This is a genomic window from Brachybacterium tyrofermentans (assembly GCF_039526165.1).
In the GTDB taxonomy this organism is placed as follows: Bacteria; Actinomycetota; Actinomycetes; order Actinomycetales; family Dermabacteraceae; genus Brachybacterium; species Brachybacterium tyrofermentans.
Map to the genome: position 1 here is coordinate 24,848 of NZ_BAAAIR010000038.1, position 16,604 is coordinate 41,451.

Annotated in this window: 13 protein-coding genes; 6 read left to right on the forward strand and 7 right to left on the reverse strand. The window is 71.7% G+C overall.

Translation table 11 applies throughout. The annotated features are described in order from the left end of the window. Positions 1–39 precede the first annotated feature (39 nt). The gene (locus ABD093_RS09755) at positions 40–1,359 is read left to right on the forward strand and encodes an alkaline phosphatase family protein (RefSeq protein ID WP_193115726.1); all 1,320 of its coding nucleotides are present in this window, start codon (positions 40–42) and stop codon (positions 1,357–1,359) included. 32 nt (positions 1,360–1,391) lie between these two features. On the opposite strand, the gene ABD093_RS09760 is transcribed toward ABD093_RS09755, so the two are convergent. From ABD093_RS09760 to ABD093_RS09770, 3 genes are all read right to left on the reverse strand, one after another. Beyond that, positions 1,392–1,949 (reverse strand): hypothetical protein, encoded by a 558-nt coding sequence (locus ABD093_RS09760; RefSeq protein ID WP_343924109.1) that lies wholly within the window; start codon positions 1,947–1,949, stop codon positions 1,392–1,394. 9 nt (positions 1,950–1,958) lie between these two features. Continuing rightward, positions 1,959–3,437, reverse strand: coding sequence for an MBL fold metallo-hydrolase (locus tag ABD093_RS09765; protein WP_343924111.1), 1,479 nt, complete (start codon positions 3,435–3,437; stop codon positions 1,959–1,961). Positions 3,438–3,524: 87 nt separating this feature from the next. Beyond that, positions 3,525–4,739: an MFS transporter gene (locus tag ABD093_RS09770; protein WP_343924113.1), complete on the reverse strand. Its 1,215-nt coding sequence runs from the start codon at positions 4,737–4,739 to the stop codon at positions 3,525–3,527. 243 nt (positions 4,740–4,982) lie between these two features. Here ABD093_RS09770 and ABD093_RS09775 point away from each other — a divergent pair, with 243 nt between their 5' ends. Then, entirely contained in the window at positions 4,983–5,444 is a 462-nt protein-coding gene (locus tag ABD093_RS09775) for a MarR family winged helix-turn-helix transcriptional regulator (RefSeq protein ID WP_343924115.1), read from the forward strand. A 44-nt stretch (positions 5,445–5,488) separates the two neighbouring features. On the opposite strand, the gene ABD093_RS09780 is transcribed toward ABD093_RS09775, so the two are convergent. Further along, positions 5,489–6,301 carry an alpha/beta hydrolase gene (locus ABD093_RS09780; protein ID WP_343924117.1) on the reverse strand — a complete coding sequence of 271 codons (813 nt, stop codon included), beginning with the start codon at positions 6,299–6,301 and terminating at the stop codon, positions 5,489–5,491. A gap of 59 nt (positions 6,302–6,360) precedes the next feature. Then, the gene (locus ABD093_RS09785; RefSeq protein ID WP_343924119.1) at positions 6,361–7,656 is read right to left on the reverse strand and encodes an MFS transporter; all 1,296 of its coding nucleotides are present in this window, start codon (positions 7,654–7,656) and stop codon (positions 6,361–6,363) included. Positions 7,657–7,898: 242 nt separating this feature from the next. On the opposite strand from ABD093_RS09785, the gene ABD093_RS09790 reads away from it, so the two are divergent. From ABD093_RS09790 to ABD093_RS09800, 3 genes are all read left to right on the forward strand, one after another. Then, entirely contained in the window at positions 7,899–9,830 is a 1,932-nt protein-coding gene (locus ABD093_RS09790; RefSeq protein ID WP_343924121.1) for a solute carrier family 23 protein, read from the forward strand. Positions 9,831–10,190: 360 nt separating this feature from the next. Continuing rightward, entirely contained in the window at positions 10,191–10,628 is a 438-nt protein-coding gene (locus tag ABD093_RS09795) for an OsmC family peroxiredoxin (RefSeq protein WP_343924123.1), read from the forward strand. Positions 10,629–10,670: 42 nt separating this feature from the next. Further along, positions 10,671–11,600: a hypothetical protein gene (locus ABD093_RS09800; protein WP_343924125.1), complete on the forward strand. Its 930-nt coding sequence runs from the start codon at positions 10,671–10,673 to the stop codon at positions 11,598–11,600. Positions 11,601–11,750: 150 nt separating this feature from the next. Here ABD093_RS09800 and ABD093_RS09805 read toward each other — a convergent pair whose 3' ends face one another. Both ABD093_RS09805 and ABD093_RS09810 read right to left on the reverse strand, forming a co-directional pair. Beyond that, entirely contained in the window at positions 11,751–13,337 is a 1,587-nt protein-coding gene (locus ABD093_RS09805) for a solute symporter family protein (protein WP_343924127.1), read from the reverse strand. Beyond that, entirely contained in the window at positions 13,337–13,711 is a 375-nt protein-coding gene (locus ABD093_RS09810) for a DUF485 domain-containing protein (protein WP_343924129.1), read from the reverse strand. The genes ABD093_RS09805 and ABD093_RS09810 overlap by 1 nt, the downstream gene beginning before the upstream one ends. A 210-nt stretch (positions 13,712–13,921) precedes the next feature. Here ABD093_RS09810 and ABD093_RS09815 point away from each other — a divergent pair, with 210 nt between their 5' ends. Continuing rightward, a complete protein-coding gene (locus ABD093_RS09815; RefSeq protein ID WP_343924131.1) occupies positions 13,922–16,528 on the forward strand; it encodes an excinuclease ABC subunit UvrA in 2,607 nt (868 codons plus the stop codon). Positions 16,529–16,604: the final 76 nt, after the last annotated feature.

Consider the following 16,604-nt stretch of genomic DNA (forward strand, 5'->3'; position numbering starts at 1 on the left):
TCGGGACACCGTCCGTCGATCCCGCCGAGAGGGGCCCTTGTGACGTCCGGCCGCACGCTGATCATCGCCGTCGACGGACTCGACGAGCAGGACCTCCCCCACCTCGCCGAGCGAGCATCGCTGCGCGGGGGACTTTTCGGGGGCGTGTCGGAGGGGCCGTCGGGCGCCGCCACGCGCCTGCAGATCCCCCCGGGCGGCTCCACCGAGTCCGTCCCGACGCTGCTCTCCCTGGTCACGGGAACCTCTCCCGCTCGGGCCGGGGTGACCACCCAGCATCCCTTCTCCACCGGACCGGCCACGGCGCGCTCCGACTGGTACGCGGACTCGCTCAGGGTGCCCACCCTGTTCGACCAGGCCCGCGAGCAGGGACTGGTCACCGCCGCCCTGCAGTGGCCGGCGACGGCCGGCGCCGACATCGACCTCTGCCTGCCGTTGACCGAGGATCCGCACCGCTATCGCCATCGCTGGGAGATGGCCGAGGCCACCAGCTCGCCGCGGATGGTCGCCGAGCACCTCACGGCACGACGGGAGGCCGGGGTGCAGCTCTCGCAGGTCCCGCCGGACGACCTGGTCGCCGAGATCGCGGCGGACTGCCTGCGGCTCGGACCCGTCGATCTCCTCGCCCTGCGCCTGACCGGCCTCGGGTCCGTGCGCCGTCGGGCGGGCATGACCGGCCCCGATCCCTCTCGCGCTCTCGCCGACACGATCGATGCCCTGGACCAGGTGCTCACCTCCTTCGCCCCGGACGACGCAGACCGTGTGGTGCTGGTGCCGGGCAGGCCGCTGGTCCCGACGGATCTGCGGGTGCATCCCAATGCGGTGCTCGCCGAGCGCGGTCTGCTGCGCGCCGACGGTCCGCGGCTGCAGGATGTGCGCGCGCTGGTGTGGCCCGACGGGCCGCGCGGCGTGCTGCACGTGCGCCGGGACGAGGGGGAGGCCGTGCGGGAGTCCGCTCTCGCGGCGCTGACCGATCTCGTCGACCTCGCGCGGCGGAACGACCTGGCCGCACAGGAGGCGGACGACCGGCGCGACGACCTTCCCCGGCTGAGCCTGCGCCGGGTTGACGGCGGAGCCGGGGCGTCCGCGGAGACCGACGTCATCGCGGTGCTCGAGGGCTCCCCGGGAACCGTCCTCGGGCTCTCGGCCACGCGGCGCTCGCTGGTGGACGGCGGTGATCCCTACGACGACGGGCCCCGCGCCGCCACGGATCCCTCGGCCCGCACGGTCGCGGTCGCCCGCGGGCCCGGGCTGCCGACGTCGGACGTCGAGGGGTCATGGGCCGATCTGGGCGTGACACTGGCACGGGCCATCGGCGTGGAGCTGCCCGCGGCGACCACGCAGGGGATGCGCCCGATCTGAGGCGTCCGGTCCGAGGCGCCGCAGAAGTCGGCTCAGCCGGAGGGACGCAGCCACCCGCGCACCAGGTCACGGCCCCGTCGCAGCAGGCTGGGCGGAGGGCCCGCGAGCCGGTCCCGCAGGTCATCCAGCGCAGGCGACTCGTGCGAGATGTGGTGGGCTCCGTCGCGGAGCGCGAGGTGGGCGGCCGCATCCTGCGGGGGGATCTCCAGCCCGCTGTCGACGCTCACCCGGTGCCGCCCGTCCCCGTCGAGGATCACGACGAGGCTGTCGATCGGTCGTGCCGGGTCGGCGGCGATGTCCTCGCGCAGCCGACGGATCGCCGCCTCCAGCCGGGCCGAGTCCTCGGGGTCGCCGTGCACGGAGGCCCGCAGGGAGAACGTCACGAGGTTGCCGCCCACGTCGGTGACCGCATCGATCACCTCATGCACCCCGACCTCGCGGCCCTCGTCGCGGAGGGTCAGCTGCTGGAGCACGATCCGCAGGGTCCCGGCGGAGGTGTGCGCGAGCAGCAGGTCACGGATCTCGGGGACGGCCGACGAGCTGCCGCCCCGAATCGCCTGGTCATCAGGAGGCTGGTCGCCGCGGGTCATGGGATCAGATTAGCGGGCGTCCACGACGTCCTCTGCCCCGGCCGCCGCCTCCGTGGTTGTCCCCACCCCTGCTGCCTCAGTCTCTGCTGCCTCAGTCCCTGCCGCGTCAGCCCACCGCGACCAGCCGGCGTAGCTGCCCTCGAGCTCGACGATGTCGTAGCCCGCACGGCGCAGTGCGGAGGAGACCACCCCGGCGCGCAGCCCGGACTGGCAGTACACGACGATCCGGCCGCCCTCGGGGAGCTCCTCGAGCTCCCACAGGGCCCGCCCGCCGTGGAGCTGCTGCGAGCCGGGAACCGCCCCGTCGGCGTGCTCGTCGCGGCCGCGCACGTCGAGCACCAGATCGTGCCGGTGACCCTCGAGGTCCGCCGGGGCGACGATCTCCGGGACGAAGCCGGGCAGGTCACCGAGCGCGGTGACATACCCGGCCACGGCGTCGATCCCGACGCGCAGCAGGTTGTCGCGCAGCTCCTGCGCCTGGTCGTCGTCGCGCGCCAGCAGGATCACCGAGGTGTCCTCCCGCTCGGGATCGAAGGTCCAGGCCGCGTAGGTGGAGCGGCTGGCCGTCGCGGGCACCGTGAGGGCGCCGATCACGGCGCCGCTGTGCACCTCCTCGAGACTGCGCGTGTCCAGGAGGACCGCCGCGCCGGAGGCGAGGGCGGAGGCGACGTCGGCCGGATCGAGCTCGGGCAGCGGCTCGACGGCGCCGCGCACGGCCGGCCCGTCGCGGTTCTGCCGCTTCATCCGTGCGAAGTAGGCGTGCGCCTCGGGCTGACCGCCCAGCAGCTGATCCATGAACCCGGCCTCGTCGCCCGCGGCGACGAACGGCGCCCACCAGGCGAAGCGCTTCTCGTAGCCGACGCTCGTGGAGGGCACCGCGCCGAGCGACTTCCCGCAGGCGGACCCGGCGCCGTGGCCGGGGAACACCTGGAGGTGGTCCGGCAGCGTCACGAAGCGGTCCCGCAGCGACGCGAACATGGTGCGGGCGGAGTCCTCGCGGGTGTCCACTCCCCCGGCGACCTCGTCGAGCAGGTCGGGCCGGCCCAGGTCCCCGGCGAAGATGAAGTCGCCCGAGAGCAGGTAGCCGGGCTCGTCGGCGACGCTCCCGTCGGTGACCAGGAAGCTCAGGTGCTCCGGGGTGTGCCCGGGAGTGTGCAGCGCGCGCAGCCGCACCTCGCCGACGGCGATCTCGTCGCCGTCGTGGAGCAGGTGCGCGTCGTAGCCGTAGGACCAGTCCGCGCCGCCGTGGCCGGAGACGTGGATCGTGGCGCCCGTGGCGGCGGCCAGCTCCCGGGTGCCCGAGAGGTAGTCGGCATGGATGTGGGTCTCGGTGACATCGGTGATGCTCACGCCGTGCTTGGCGGCGAGGTCCAGATATCCCTGCACGTCGCGGCGAGGATCGACGACGACCGCGCGACCGGCGTCGGTCGAGGCGATCAGATAGCTCGCCTGCGCGAGATCGGTCTCGAAGAATCGTTCGAGAAGCATGATGCGCCTTCCGCTCGACGGTGCCGACGACGCAGACAGTGCTGGCACTGCGGGCAGTGCTGGCCGACGGCTCTACGAGACGTATCGTCACACATGTTCATGAATGCCGGTCAACTGCGGGATGTCCTGCGTCCCGTCGGCCGACGGACGACCCGCTCGCCGACGCGAGTTCTCCGCCACGACCAGCACGAGGAGTGCCCCTGCGGTCAGGGCGGCCCCGACCCACAGCGGGGAGGTGTAGCCACCTCCGGCGGTGATCGCGAGGCCCCCGAGCCAGGCCCCGAGGGCGTTGCCCACGTTGAACGCGGCGATGTTGGCACCGGAGGCCAGGGTGGGAGCCTCGCCCGCGTCCCCCATGATCCGCGTCTGCAGTGCGGGGACGGTGGCGAAGCCGAAGGCCCCCATCGCCATCAGCAGCAGCACGGTGGCGATCTGCGATCCCGCGAGCAGGGCGAAGGCGATCATGACCACCAGCAGGGAGGACAGCACCACGACGAGGGTGAGGGGCACGGAGCGGTCCGCCGCCCGCCCGCCGAGGAGGTTGCCGGCGAACATGCCCAGTCCGAAGAGGATCAACAGGCCCGGCACCCAGCTCGAGGCGAAGCCGGAGACCCCGGTCAGGGTGAAGGCGATGTACGTGAAGGCACCGAACATGCCTCCGAAGCCGAGCACCGTGACGCCGAGCGAGAACCACACCTGCCGGTTGCGGAAGGCCGTGACCTCGTGGCGGAGCCCGGGGGCGCCCTTGTCGACGGGGCGGTCCGGCAGCAGCACGAGCATGCCGATCAGCGCGAGGACGCCGATCACGGTGATGGCCCAGAAGGTGGAGCGCCAGCCGAGCTGCTGGCCGAGCAGGGTGCCGAGCGGAACGCCGAGCACGTTGGCTGTGGTGAGACCGCCGAACATGAGGGCTATCGCCCCGGCCTGCTTCGACCGCTCGACGAGGGAGGCGGCGACGACCGCCCCGATCCCGAAGAAGGCGCCGTGGGTGAGGGCGGAGAGGATCCGGCCCAGCAGCAGCAGCAGCTCGTAGCTGGGGGCGAGCGCGGAGACGAGGTTGCCGGCGATGAACAGGATCATCAGCCCGGACAGGACGTGCTTGCGGTTCAGACGGTTCACGAGCGCGGTGAGGCCCAGCGCGCCGACCGCCACGGAGAGCGCGTAACCGGAGATGAGCATGCCGGCGGCGGCCTCGCTGACCTGGAGGTCCTGGGCGACCTCGGGCAGCAGGCCGGCGATGACGAATTCGGTGAGGCCGATCCCGAAGCCTCCGAGGGCGAGGGCGAGCAGTGCGAGGGGCATCGCGGTCCTTTCAGGGTGGCCGGGCGGCAGGCCACAAGGGGCACAGCATCCGGAGCAGACATATCGTCGCGCACGCCGTCATGCCGCGCATGCAACTATGTGGTGACGAGAGGACAGTAGTTGCATGCGCGGGCTATTGCAAGAGCGTCTATCCTGAGGGGAGCGATCCACTGCTCACGAGCGATCCACTGCTCGCATCCCAGACAGCTCACCCACCAGACAGCTCACACCTCAGGAGGCCCCATGGGCATCGCCGATGACTCCCTCGAGATCCGCGCCCGGGGCTGGCGCACGCTCGCCTCGCTGCACGGCCTGATCGAGACCCGCCTGGAGAAGGCGCTCGGCGAGGGGCACACCCTGTCGGTCGTCGAGTTCACCGTGCTGGACGCCCTCAGCCGTCAGCACGGCTGGCACATGCGGATGAGCCAGCTCGCGAGGGCCGCCGCACTCTCCGCGAGCGCGGCGACACGCCTGGTCAACCGCCTGGAGAATCGCGGCCTGCTGACCCGGGTGCTGTGCGCGGACGACCGCCGCGGCATCTACACCGAGCTCACCCCTGCGGGCGTCGACCTGCTGGAGGAGGCGCGCCCCACCTACGACCGCATCCTCGAGGAGACCCTCCAGGAAGCTCGCGACATCCCGGAGCTCTCACCCCTGGTCGAGGCGCTCGACCGCCTGCCGAGGAACGTCCCGGCCGACGCGTGACCCGCGGGGGCTCCCTAGCGGTGCTCTGACGCTCGCGCGGCGACTCAGACGCTCGCGCGGAGACCCAGACCAGCGCGAACGGCCTCGATCTGCGAGCGGCGCGCGGCCTGCCCGGTCGGGCCCGAGGCGAGCACTGCGGGGTCATGGCCCGCCCCGGCCACCTCGAGGTACTCGACCTCGCCGCCGGCCGCGGCGATCCCCTCGTGCAGCCGGCGGGAGTCCGTGACGAACGGATCCTGGCTGCCGGTGACCAGGTGGACCGGCGGCAGGGTGCCGAGGTCGCCCAGCAGGGGGCTGATGCGCGGGTTGTCCGCCGGGACCGTGCCGGCGTAGAGGCGCGCCGCGGTGCCGTGGTCGCTCTCCTCGTCCACCTGGACGGTGAGGTCCGCCCAGGGGGACTCGAGCAGCAGCAGGGCGGGGATGTCGCCCCCGGAGTGGGCGAGGGTCTGGGCGACGGCGAGCGCGAGGCCGCCACCGGCACTGTCCCCGGAGAGCACCCAGCGTCCGGGACGCAGCAGGCTCTCCTCGGCCATCGCGTCGAGGGCATGCAGGACGTCCTCGATCGCGGCCGGGAAGGGGTGCCGCGGGGGCATCCGGTAATGGACCATCGCGGTGGCCGCGCCGCTGCGCCGACCGACCTCCTCGACCCAGCCCCAGTGGTTCGGGCTCTCGCCGCGTACGTAGCCGCCCCCGTGCAGGTGGACGATGGTGGCGGTTGCTGCGAGGGGCGCGTCGATCCAGGTCACCGGGACATGCCGCGGCCGCCGACGCTCCACGCGAGCAGGAGCCGCGATGGCGCGGGACGGGAGGGACGGTCGCTGGGACGCCAGGATGCGCAGCGTGCTGACGATGCTCATGACGGCATCTTCCCACGAATCGCCGGGCGGCTCGTCGCGCAGCGCGGTGCCGGCCGAGGTCAGCCGGCGATCTCGTCGTCGACCATCCGCGGCAGCGCCGCCCGATAGCCCGCGACGGCGAGGACGATGCCGGTCAGGGCGAGGAAGAGCAGCACGGCCGGCACCGATCCGGTCGTGTCCAGCAGGGCGCCGGCGGCGATCGGACCGATCGCCGCGAACACATAGCCCAGGGGCTGGGCCATCCCGGCCAGCCGGGCGGTCACCCGGGCGGACCGGGTGCGGGCGGGCAGCAGGGCGATCGCGGTGGGGAAGGCGAAGCCACCGATCCCCAGGATGCAGGCCCACAGCAGCGGGCTCGCGGCCGGCGCCAGCCAGAAGCCGAGGTAGCCGATCGTGGTGAGCACGCCGAAGCCCGCGACCAGCCAGGGCAGCCGACGGAAGCGGGAGATGACGGTGGGCATGACGAGCCCGCCCACGATCCCCCAGCCGGAGATCACCGCGATGATGAACCCCGCCCGCGTGGGCGTGAGGCCGGAGGAGGTGAGGATCTGGGGCAGCATCCCGAACTGGGTGTAGGCGTTCGTGGACTGCACGCCGAACATGACGGTCAGCGCGATCGCCGTCGGCGAGCGCAGCAGAGAGCCGGGCAGGTCGCCGCTCGGCGGGGCGGGCGGGAAGTCGTGCCCGGTGCGCGTGAGCGCAACGGCCCAGACCACGACGGGGACGACGGCGACCATCCCCCAGAACTGGAGCGAGTCGCGCCACCCGTCGGCCGCACCGCCCGCCAGCGGCACCGCGAACGCGGCCCCCGCGGAGCCGCCGATCGCGAGGGTCACGCTGTACAGCGTCATGAGGCCCACGGTGCGCAGTCCGCCGTGCTGCTTGATCCAGGCGGGCACCACCACGTTGCCGAGGGCCGGCCCGATGAGCACCAGCAGCGACAGGGCGAGGAACATGCCGAAGCTGCTGGCGGCGGGCCGCAGCAGGAGCCCGAGCGCCACCAGCACGAAGGAGGCGACGATGGTGCCGGTCAGGCCCAGCCGGCGGGAGATCGGGACGGCCAGGAAGCCGAAGACGCCGAAGGCGATGCAGGGCAGGGCGGTGAGCAGGCCCGAGGCGATCGCGCCCTGACCGAACGCGCCGACGATGTCCTCCATGAGCGGCCCGATGCTGGTCGCCCCGGGACGCAGGTTCACGGCGATGACGCCGACGGCCAGCACCGCGAGCACACCGCCGACAGCGGCGGCACGGGCGGGCGCAGCAGGGGCTGGGGTCGACGGCTGGTTCGAGGGCTGGGCCGACGGCGGCGTCGAGGGCGGAGTCGAGGGCGGGGTCGACGACGGGGAGGTGCTCACGCCTCCCTTCTACACCGCGACGCGCAGAAGGGCCATCTGTTGCCCCTGATGTCACGCGTCACGCCCGTCCGGCCGCCGGTTCCGCAGAGCGCGTGGGGTGCCTCTCGTTCGGGGGCGTCCAGCGGCCGAGGCGTGATCCTGGGCGGCCTCGAGAACCCTCCGGGCCCTACCCTGATGCGCGGGGCCTCCCCTGCTCTCCCGGCTCCCCCTCCCTTCACCCGCTGGATCCCCAAGGACGGCCCATGACCACCGCCTCACCCGCGCTCGAGACGCCCCGCACGCATCCCGTGGACCAGGTGCCTCCTCCTGCCCGGCTCGGCGTGCTGTCCCTCCAGCACGTGCTGGCCTTCTACGCCGGCGCGGTCATCGTGCCGCTGCTGATCGCCTCGGGCCTGGGCCTGACGGCGGAGCAGACCATCCACCTGATCAACGCGGACCTGTTCACCTGCGGCATCGCGACGCTGATCCAGTCGGTGGGCTTCTGGAAGGTGGGCGTGCGCCTGCCGATCATCCAGGGCGTGACCACCACCGCGGTGAGCCCGATCATCGCGATCGGCCTGGCCGCGACCGGTGGTGAGGGCGGCGTCGAGGGTCTGCCGATGATCTACGGCTCGATCATCGTGGCGGGCCTGTTCACCTTCCTGGTGGCCCCGTACTTCGCGAAGATCCTGCGGTTCTTCCCGCCGGTGGCGATCGGCACCGTGCTGACCACGATGGGCATCACGCTGCTGGGCGTCTCCGCCGGGGACATCACCAACTACGCCGAGGGCGTCCCGGCCGGCCGCGACATCGCCTACGCCCTGGGCACGCTGGGGATCATCGTGCTGGTGCAGCGGTTCTTCCGCGGCTTCCTCGGCACGATCGCGGTGCTGCTGGGCCTCGTGATCGGCACCGCCGTCGCGGTGATCCTGGGCGACACCTCCTTCGGCGGCGTCACCGAGGCCTCCGCCTTCGGCGTCACCACACCGTTCTACTTCGGCATCCCCACCTTCTCGCTCACCGCGATCGTCTCGATGATCATCGTCATGCTGATCACCATGGTCGAGACCACCGGCGACGTCTTCGCCGCGGGCGAGATCGTCGGCAAGCGGATCCGGCCCAAGAACATCTCCGAGGCGATCCGGGCCGACGGTCTCTCCACGCTGCTGGGCGGCGTGCTGAACTCCTTCCCGTACACCTGCTTCGCCCAGAACATCGGCCTGGTGCGCCTGACCCGGGTGAAGTCCCGCTGGGTGGTGGCCGGGGCCGGCGTGATCATGATCGTGCTCGGTGTGCTGCCCAAGGCCGGCGCCGTCGTGGAGGCGATCCCCTCCCCCGTGCTGGGCGGCGCCTCCCTCGCCCTCTTCGCCTCGGTGGCGCTCGTGGGCGTCCAGACCCTGTCCAAGGTCGATCTCACCGACAACCGCAACTCGGTCATCGTGGGCACCTCGCTGGGCCTGGCGATGCTGGTCAGCTTCAAGCCCGACATCGCGGGCGTGTTCCCCGCCTGGGCACAGGTGTTCGTCTCCTCGGGCGTGACCGTCGGCGCAATCACCGCGATCGTGCTCAACGTGCTCTTCTTCCACATCGGCGGCCAGCAGGGCTCCAAGGTCACCACCACCGCCGCCGGCGAGCGCATCGGCATCTCCGAGGTCAACGACATGGCTCGCGAGACCTTCGTGAGCACCTTCGGGTCGCTGTTCAACGGGGCGACCTGGCCGCTCGAGCAGGCCTGGGAGTCGCGCCCCTTCGCCGACGCCCCCGCTCTGCGCGCGGCCATCGAGGACGAGGTGCTCTCCGCGGACCGCGCCGAGCAGGACTCCCTGGTGGCGAGCTACCCCGACATGGCCACCCTGGTGACCGCCGACGAGGAGCAGGCCGGCGTGATCAGCCAGGACGTGGGCTCCTTCGCGCTGGAGAACCTGTCGGACGAGGACATCCTGGCGGTGCGCGACCTCTCCGCCCGCTATTCCGAGAAGTTCGACATGCCCTTCGTGGCGTTCCTGGGCCGCACCGACACCTTCGCGAAGGTGATCGCCGACGGGGTGCGCCGCCTGGACCATTCCCTCGAGCACGAGCGCCGCGTGGCGCTGACCGAGGTCGCCGAGATCGCCGGGGACCGCTTCGTGATCATGATGGCCGACGCCAACCCCATCGGCTCGGCCTGGATCCGCAAGTTCGAGTCCCTGCAGTAACCCGCGCGGCACCCCACCCCCGGCGGCACTCCGTCCCCCGCAGCGCTCCCCCGCCCCCGCCCGCACCCATCTCTCACCGTGAGCGGGGCAAAGTTGGGGGAATCGCCCGGGCCATTCCCCCAACTCTGCCCCGCTGACCATCGGTCGCCACTGCTCGTCGCCCCCTGCTGTGCGTCGTTCCCTGCTGATCCCTGCGGATCTCTGCTGACTGCCGTTCGCCGCAGCTCACCGACCCCCGAACGCGCTGGCCGGACGCTGGCGGGACCATGGGCCCCTCCCCTCGGCCGGAGGTCGGGGCTACGGTGGACAGCGAGCGCCCTTCGCGACAGCGCTGGGCGACCGCCGATCGAAGGAGTCACCATGCCCCGCACCGTCACCTCCACCGCCTCCACCGCCTGGAAGGGCGATCTGATCTCGGGTTCCGGGACCACCACCCTGGAGACCTCGAAGCTGGGCACCCTCGATCTCAGCTGGAAGGCCCGCGCCGAGGAGTCCGCGCAGGGAACCACCTCCCCCGAGGAGCTGCTGGGCGCCGCGCACGCCGCCTGCTACTCGATGCAGTTCTCCAACATGCTGGCGGAGAACGACACCCCTCCCACCTCGGTCGACACCACGGCTGACGTCAGCTTCAACATCGGCGAGGGCGGCATCACCGGCATCGCGCTGAGCGTCACGGCGAGCATCGACGGGATCGAGGACGCCGACTTCCAGCGCATCGCCGACGAGGCCAAGAGCGCCTGCCCGGTCTCCAAGGCCCTGACCGGCGTGGACATCACCCTCACCGCCACGCTGAGCTGACCCGGCCCGGCTGACCTCCTCCAGGGGGGTTACGGTCGAGACATGAAGCCGATCCCTCGTCATTGGGCGTCCGTCCGCGAGACCCGGACCCTCGCGGACGGACGCGAGCTCGATCTCACCGTCCACGGCTCCTCGGACGAGTCACCGCAGGATGCCGAGCGCGATGCCCGCGACCGCCTGGAGCGCCTCGTGGCCTCCGGCGGTCCGGGGCGCGCGAACGACCCCGACCGCGAGTACTACCCCGACCGCCGGCTCCCCGAGGAGCTGCTGGAGGAGCTCCACGGGCCGGACGGCGAGCTGATCGCCGCGATCACCCGCAACCGGTACGGCGCCGCCGTGCTGAACACGGACGCCCTGCTGATCACCGACATCGACCTCATCGAGCCGTCCCCGCAGGACCGCGCACAGGATCCCCGAGGCAGCTTCCTCTCCCGCCTGTTCGGCAGTGCGCCGGAGCCGCTGCCCGAGGAGGAGGCCGATCCGGATGCCTTCGGCCTGCCGGGCCTCCACCGGCGAGGAGAGCACCATGCCCGCTCGTTGGCGCTGATCGAGACCTTCCGCTCCCAGCATCCGGAGCTCGGCGTGCGCACGTACCGCACCCGCAACGGCTTCCGACTCCTGGTCACCGGCAGCGAGGCCGCACCGCGGAGCGAGCGCGCCCGGGAGCTGATGGAGCAGGTATGGAGCGACGAGCTCTACATGATCCTGTGCCGCGTCCACGACACCTACCGCGCCCGCCTCACCCCGAAGGCCTGGCGGATCGAGGTGGACCGCTTCGAGTCCCTCGGCACCCGCTTCGCGGATGACCAGGAGCATCAGGACTGGGTGGCGCGCTATCGCGCGGCGTCCCAGGACGTCGCCGTGTGCCGTCTGCTGGACGCCTCCGGCCCGGCGCCGTCGGCCGTGGAGCAGCAGATCATCGAGCTGCACGACCGCGCGGTGCGACCGACGTCGGGCCTGCGCCTGGCCTGAGCCCGCCGCGGTGCCCCCGTCGGACCACCCCGTCGGACCACCCCGTCGGACCGCCCCGCAGAACTCTGCCCCCGTGAGGATCGGTCGTCACGGGGGCAGAGCTCTCTCGGTCCAGCGTCGGTCCGGTGTCGGCCGGATCAGCACCCGACCTCAGTGCTCGACGGTGGCCTTCTCGGAGCCGGCCCCGGTCATGGAGCGCACCTCCATCTCGGCCTGCTTGAGCTCGTTGCTCTCCGAGGAGGTCACCGAGCCCAGCCAGCCGAGGAAGAAGCCCAGCGGCACCGAGATGAGCGCGGGGTTCGTGAGCGGGAACCAGGCGAAGTCCGCACCCGGGATCATCGCCGTCTCGCTGCCGGAGACCACCGGCGAGAACGCGATGAGGAACAGGGCGCTGAACAGGCCGCCGTAGATGCTCCACAGGGAGCCGCGGGTGTTGAACCGCTTCCAGTACAGCGAGTACAGGATCGAGGGCAGGTTCGCGCTCGCGGCGATCGCGAAGGCGAGCGAGACCAGGAACGCCACGTTCTGCTCGGCGGCGAGGATGCCGCCGAGGATGGAGATCGCACCGATCACCACGGCGGTGCGTCGGGCGACGGCGACCTCCTTCTTCGGGTCGGCCTCGCCATGCTTGATGACACCGTTGTAGATGTCGTGCGCGAACGAGGCCGAGGCGGTGATCGTCAGCCCAGCCACCACCGCGAGGATGGTCGCGAAGGCGACCGCGGAGATGATGGCCATCAGCACGGTGCCGCCCACGGCATAGGCGAGCGCCGGCGCCGCGGAGTTCGAGCCGCCGGGGAGATCGCCGATGACGTCCACGCCCACCATGTACGCGGCGGCGAAGCCGAGCACCAGGGTGCACAGGTAGAAGAAGCCGATCAGGGCGATCGCCCAGACCACCGAGCGGCGGGCCTCCTTCGCGGTGGGCACCGTGTAGAAGCGCATCAGCACGTGCGGGAGGCCGGCCGCGCCGAACACGAGCGCGATCGCGAGGGAGACGAAGCCGAGCTTGGAGGAGCCCGAGGTGCCGTACTGCAGCATCGGCTCGAGGATGGCCGTTCCGTCCGGGTGCGAGTCGACGGCGTTGCCGAGCACGGCCGAGAGGTTGAAGCCGTTCATCGCGAGGATCCACACCGTGGTGATGCCGACCGCGGTGATCAGCAGCACCGCCTTGATGATCTGCACCCAGGTGGTGCCCTTCATCCCGCCGATCATCACGTACGCGATCATCACGAAGCCGACCACGGCGATCACGATCGACTGGCCCACCTTGCCCTCGATGCCGATGAGCAGGGACACCAGGGCCCCGGCGCCGGCCATCTGGGCGAGCAGATAGAAGAAGGTGACGGCGAGGGTGGAGGTCGCCGCGGCGGTGCGCACGGGGCGCTGGCGCATGCGGAAGCTCAGCACGTCCGCCATCGTGTACTTGCCGGTGTTGCGCAGCGGCTCGGCGACCAGCAGCAGCGCGACCAGCCAGGCCACGAGGAAGCCGACGGAGTACAGCAGGCCGTCGTAGCCGTACAGGGCCACGGAGCCCACGATGCCGAGGAACGACGCCGCCGAGAGATAGTCGCCGGCGATGGCGATGCCGTTCTGGCGACCGGAGAAGCTGCGGCCGCCGTGGTAGAAGTCGCTGGCCTTGGTGGTGGTCTTGGAGACCTTGATGACGACCACCAGGGTCACCACCACGAAGACCAGGAAGATCGCGATGTTCAGGACCGGATTGCCGAATTCCATCAGAGGGTCCCCTCGAGCTCGTCACGGATCCGGCTGGAGACCGGATCGAGGTTCTTGTTCGCGTGGCGGATGTACAGCCAGGTGATCAGGAAGGTCATGACGAACTGGCTCAGACCCAGGATGATCCCGAGGTTCAGGTTGCCGATCACCTGGATCGACATGAAGCCCTCGGCATAGGTCGACAGCAGCACGTACGCCAGGTACCAGACCAGGAAGGCGATGGTCATCGGGATCGCGAAGCCGCGGAAGCTGCGCCGCAGGCCGGCGAACTCCTCGGACTGCTGGACCGCGAGGAACTGCTCGGGGGTGGGTTCGGGGGTGGGGCCGACGGGACCCGGGGCGGGTCCGGAAGATCCCTGCGGAGGGGAGGTCACGGGCACAACTCCTTCGTTCTGCTCTGTGCCCGGGCGGGGAGGATCAGATCGGGTCAGATCGGATCAGAGGTTCCCGGACTCCCGCAGACCGTAGCAGTCGTGATGGCCATCACAGGCACATTCGTCGATGCCCGTCGCGGCAGGCGGACCTCCTGGTCGGGCACGCGACCCGTCGGGCCCTGCCCACCTCGTTCTTGCTACGTTGTCGAGATGGCCACCCCCGCACTCCCCCCGTTCGGTGCCGATGACGGCTTCGTGCATGTGCGCGGCGCGCGCCTGCACAATCTGCGCGATGTCGCCGTCGATCTGCCCCGCGGCCGCCTCGTCGCGTTCACCGGCGTCTCCGGTTCCGGGAAATCGTCGCTCGCCTTCGGCACGATCCATGGCGAGTCCCAGCGCCGCTACCTCGAATCGGTCGCGCCCTTCGCCCGTCGGCTGATCGGCAGCGCCGTGGACCCGCGCGTGGAGTCCGTGACCGGGATGCCGCCCACGGTCGCCCTCGAACAGCGCTCCACCGTCGGCGGAGCCCGCTCCACCGTCGGCACCACCACGAACCTCTCCAACGCGATCCGCCTGCTGTACTCGCGAGCCGGGGAGCATCCGGCCGACATCCTCGAGCAGGGCCACGCATCACCCAGCGGCCTCCCCAGCGGGCGCCTGACCTCGGACTTCTTCTCGCCAAACACGCCCGACGGCGCGTGCCCGCGCTGCCACGGGGCGGGCGTGCTGCGGGAGCCGACCCAGTCCTCGATGGTCCCCGACGACTCGCTCTCGATCGCCGACGGCGCGATCGCCGCCTGGCCCGGGGCGTGGCTGGGCAAGAACTTCCGCGACATCCTCGCCACGCTCGGCGTCGACATCCACGCCCCCTGGCGCGAGCTGCCGGAGGCGACCCGCGACTGGATCCTCCACACCGAGGAGCAGCCGGTCGTGACCGTCGAACCGGTGCGGGAGCCCGGCCAGGCCCACGGCACCTACCGCGGCCAGTGGCGCAGCGTCGAGCGGTACCTGCGCGACACCGTCTCCCACTCCGCCGCGGAGTCCACGCGCCGACGGGCGCTGACGCACTTCGAGATGTCGGTCTGCCCTCTGTGCGAGGGGCACCGCCTGGGGCCCGACGCCCTGCGCGTCACCTACGTCGGCCTGCCGATCTGGCAGCTCACGCAGCAGCCCTTGGATGAGCTCCTGACCAGCTTGAGCACACGGTTCGAGGCGCTGCCGGAGGTCGAGGGCACCCCCGAGGACGAGGCGGAGCGGATCCTCCTGCCCACCGTGCTGCCGGTGCTGCGCACCATCGTGGGCCTCGGGCTCGGGCACCTGGCGCTGGATCGTCCGGCACGCACCCTCTCCACCGGCGAGCTGCAGCGGCTGCGGCTCGCGGCGCAGCTGCGCTCGGGCCTGTTCGGCGTCGCCTATGTGCTCGACGAGCCGTCGGCCGGACTGCACCCGAGCGAGAAGGACGTGCTGCGCCATCTGCTGGACTCCTTCCTCGCCGAGGGCAACTCGGTGCTGCTGGTCGAGCACGACATGACGCTGGTGGCCGACGCCGACTGGGTGATCGATGTGGGACCCGGGGCGGGGACCGACGGCGGCGAGGTGCTCTACTCCGGCGTGGTCGAGGGCCTCTCCGAGGCGGAGGAGTCCATGACCGCGCGCTATCTCGACCCGGGGCCGCTGGCGCTGCGAGGGCCCGGCGACGTGCGCGAGGCGCGCGGCCGGCTCGAGGTCGACGCCCTGACCGCCCGCACCCTGCGCGATGTCGACCTGCGCCTCCCCCTCGGCACGTTCACCGCCGTCACAGGCGTCTCCGGCGCCGGCAAGTCCACGCTGGTCACGCACTGCCTGGGCACGATCCTCGGTGAGCGCGTGCGCACCACGGTGGCCGACGAGCCCGACCCGTCGGCCGACGCCGGCGCGGAGGATCTCTCGGCGGGCCTCGTCGGGGCCGGCCACGGTGCCGGATCGGATCAGGATCGCGGCGGCGAGCAGGTGCGCCATGGCGAGGTCCGCGGCGCCGAGGGCATCGACCGTCTGGTGCACATCACGCAGAAGCCGATCGGTCGCACGCCGCGCTCGTGCCTGGCGACCTACACGGGCTTCTTCGACCGGGTGCGTCGGCTCTTCGCGGACACCCCGGAGGCCCGTCGGCGCGGCTGGGGCGTGGGCCGCTTCTCGTACAACGTCGCGGAGGGGCGCTGCCCCGAGTGCAGCGGCACGGGCCAGATCGAGGTAGAGCTGGTGTTCCTGCCCGGCTCGTACGCCACCTGCCCGCTCTGCCACGGCCGCCGCTACGCCGACGAGACGCTCGAGGTGCGCTGGGAGGGCCTGACCATCGCCGAGGTGCTCGAGCTGTCCGTCGCCCGTGCCCGCGAGGTGTTCGCCGGCGATCCCCGCATCACGCGGGCCCTGGACGCCCTCGCCGCGATCGGACTCGGCTATCTCACCCTCGGGCAGAGCGCCACGGAGCTCTCCGGCGGCGAGGCGCAGCGGATCAAGCTGGCCACCGAGCTGCAGCGCAGCGTGCGCGGGCACAGCGTGTACCTGCTGGACGAGCCCACCTCCGGACTGCATCCGGCCGACGTGGATCTGCTGGTGGGCGAGCTGAACCGGCTCGTCGACGGCGGGCAGAGCGTGGTGGTGGTCGAGCACGACCAGCGCGTGATCGCCCAGAGCGACCACGTGATCGACATGGGGCCAGGCGCCGGGGACAAGGGCGGACGGATCATCGCCCGGGGCGCCCCGGCGGAGATCCTCGAGGCCCCCGACAGCGCGACCGGCGCCGAGCTGCGGAAGGTCGCGCGCCCCGAGCGCTCCTGACTCGACGCACCACGCACAAGTGGACCCCGTCTCCGCACCCCGTCCCCGCACCCGGTGGGCGGTGCGGCTCATCTGT

Coding starts and splice junctions, on each gene's coding strand:
- ABD093_RS09760 (WP_343924109.1), bottom strand. CDS start 1,949: ATGACCCGCGGCGACCAGCCTCCTGATGACCAGGCGATTCGGGGCGGC.
- ABD093_RS09765 (WP_343924111.1), bottom strand. CDS start 3,437: ATGCTTCTCGAACGATTCTTCGAGACCGATCTCGCGCAGGCGAGCTAT.
- ABD093_RS09770 (WP_343924113.1), bottom strand. CDS start 4,739: ATGCCCCTCGCACTGCTCGCCCTCGCCCTCGGAGGCTTCGGGATCGGC.
- ABD093_RS09775 (WP_343924115.1), top strand. CDS start 4,983: ATGGGCATCGCCGATGACTCCCTCGAGATCCGCGCCCGGGGCTGGCGC.
- ABD093_RS09780 (WP_343924117.1), bottom strand. CDS start 6,301: ATGAGCATCGTCAGCACGCTGCGCATCCTGGCGTCCCAGCGACCGTCC.
- ABD093_RS09790 (WP_343924121.1), top strand. CDS start 7,899: ATGACCACCGCCTCACCCGCGCTCGAGACGCCCCGCACGCATCCCGTG.
- ABD093_RS09795 (WP_343924123.1), top strand. CDS start 10,191: ATGCCCCGCACCGTCACCTCCACCGCCTCCACCGCCTGGAAGGGCGAT.
- ABD093_RS09800 (WP_343924125.1), top strand. CDS start 10,671: ATGAAGCCGATCCCTCGTCATTGGGCGTCCGTCCGCGAGACCCGGACC.
- ABD093_RS09805 (WP_343924127.1), bottom strand. CDS start 13,337: ATGGAATTCGGCAATCCGGTCCTGAACATCGCGATCTTCCTGGTCTTC.
- ABD093_RS09815 (WP_343924131.1), top strand. CDS start 13,922: ATGGCCACCCCCGCACTCCCCCCGTTCGGTGCCGATGACGGCTTCGTG.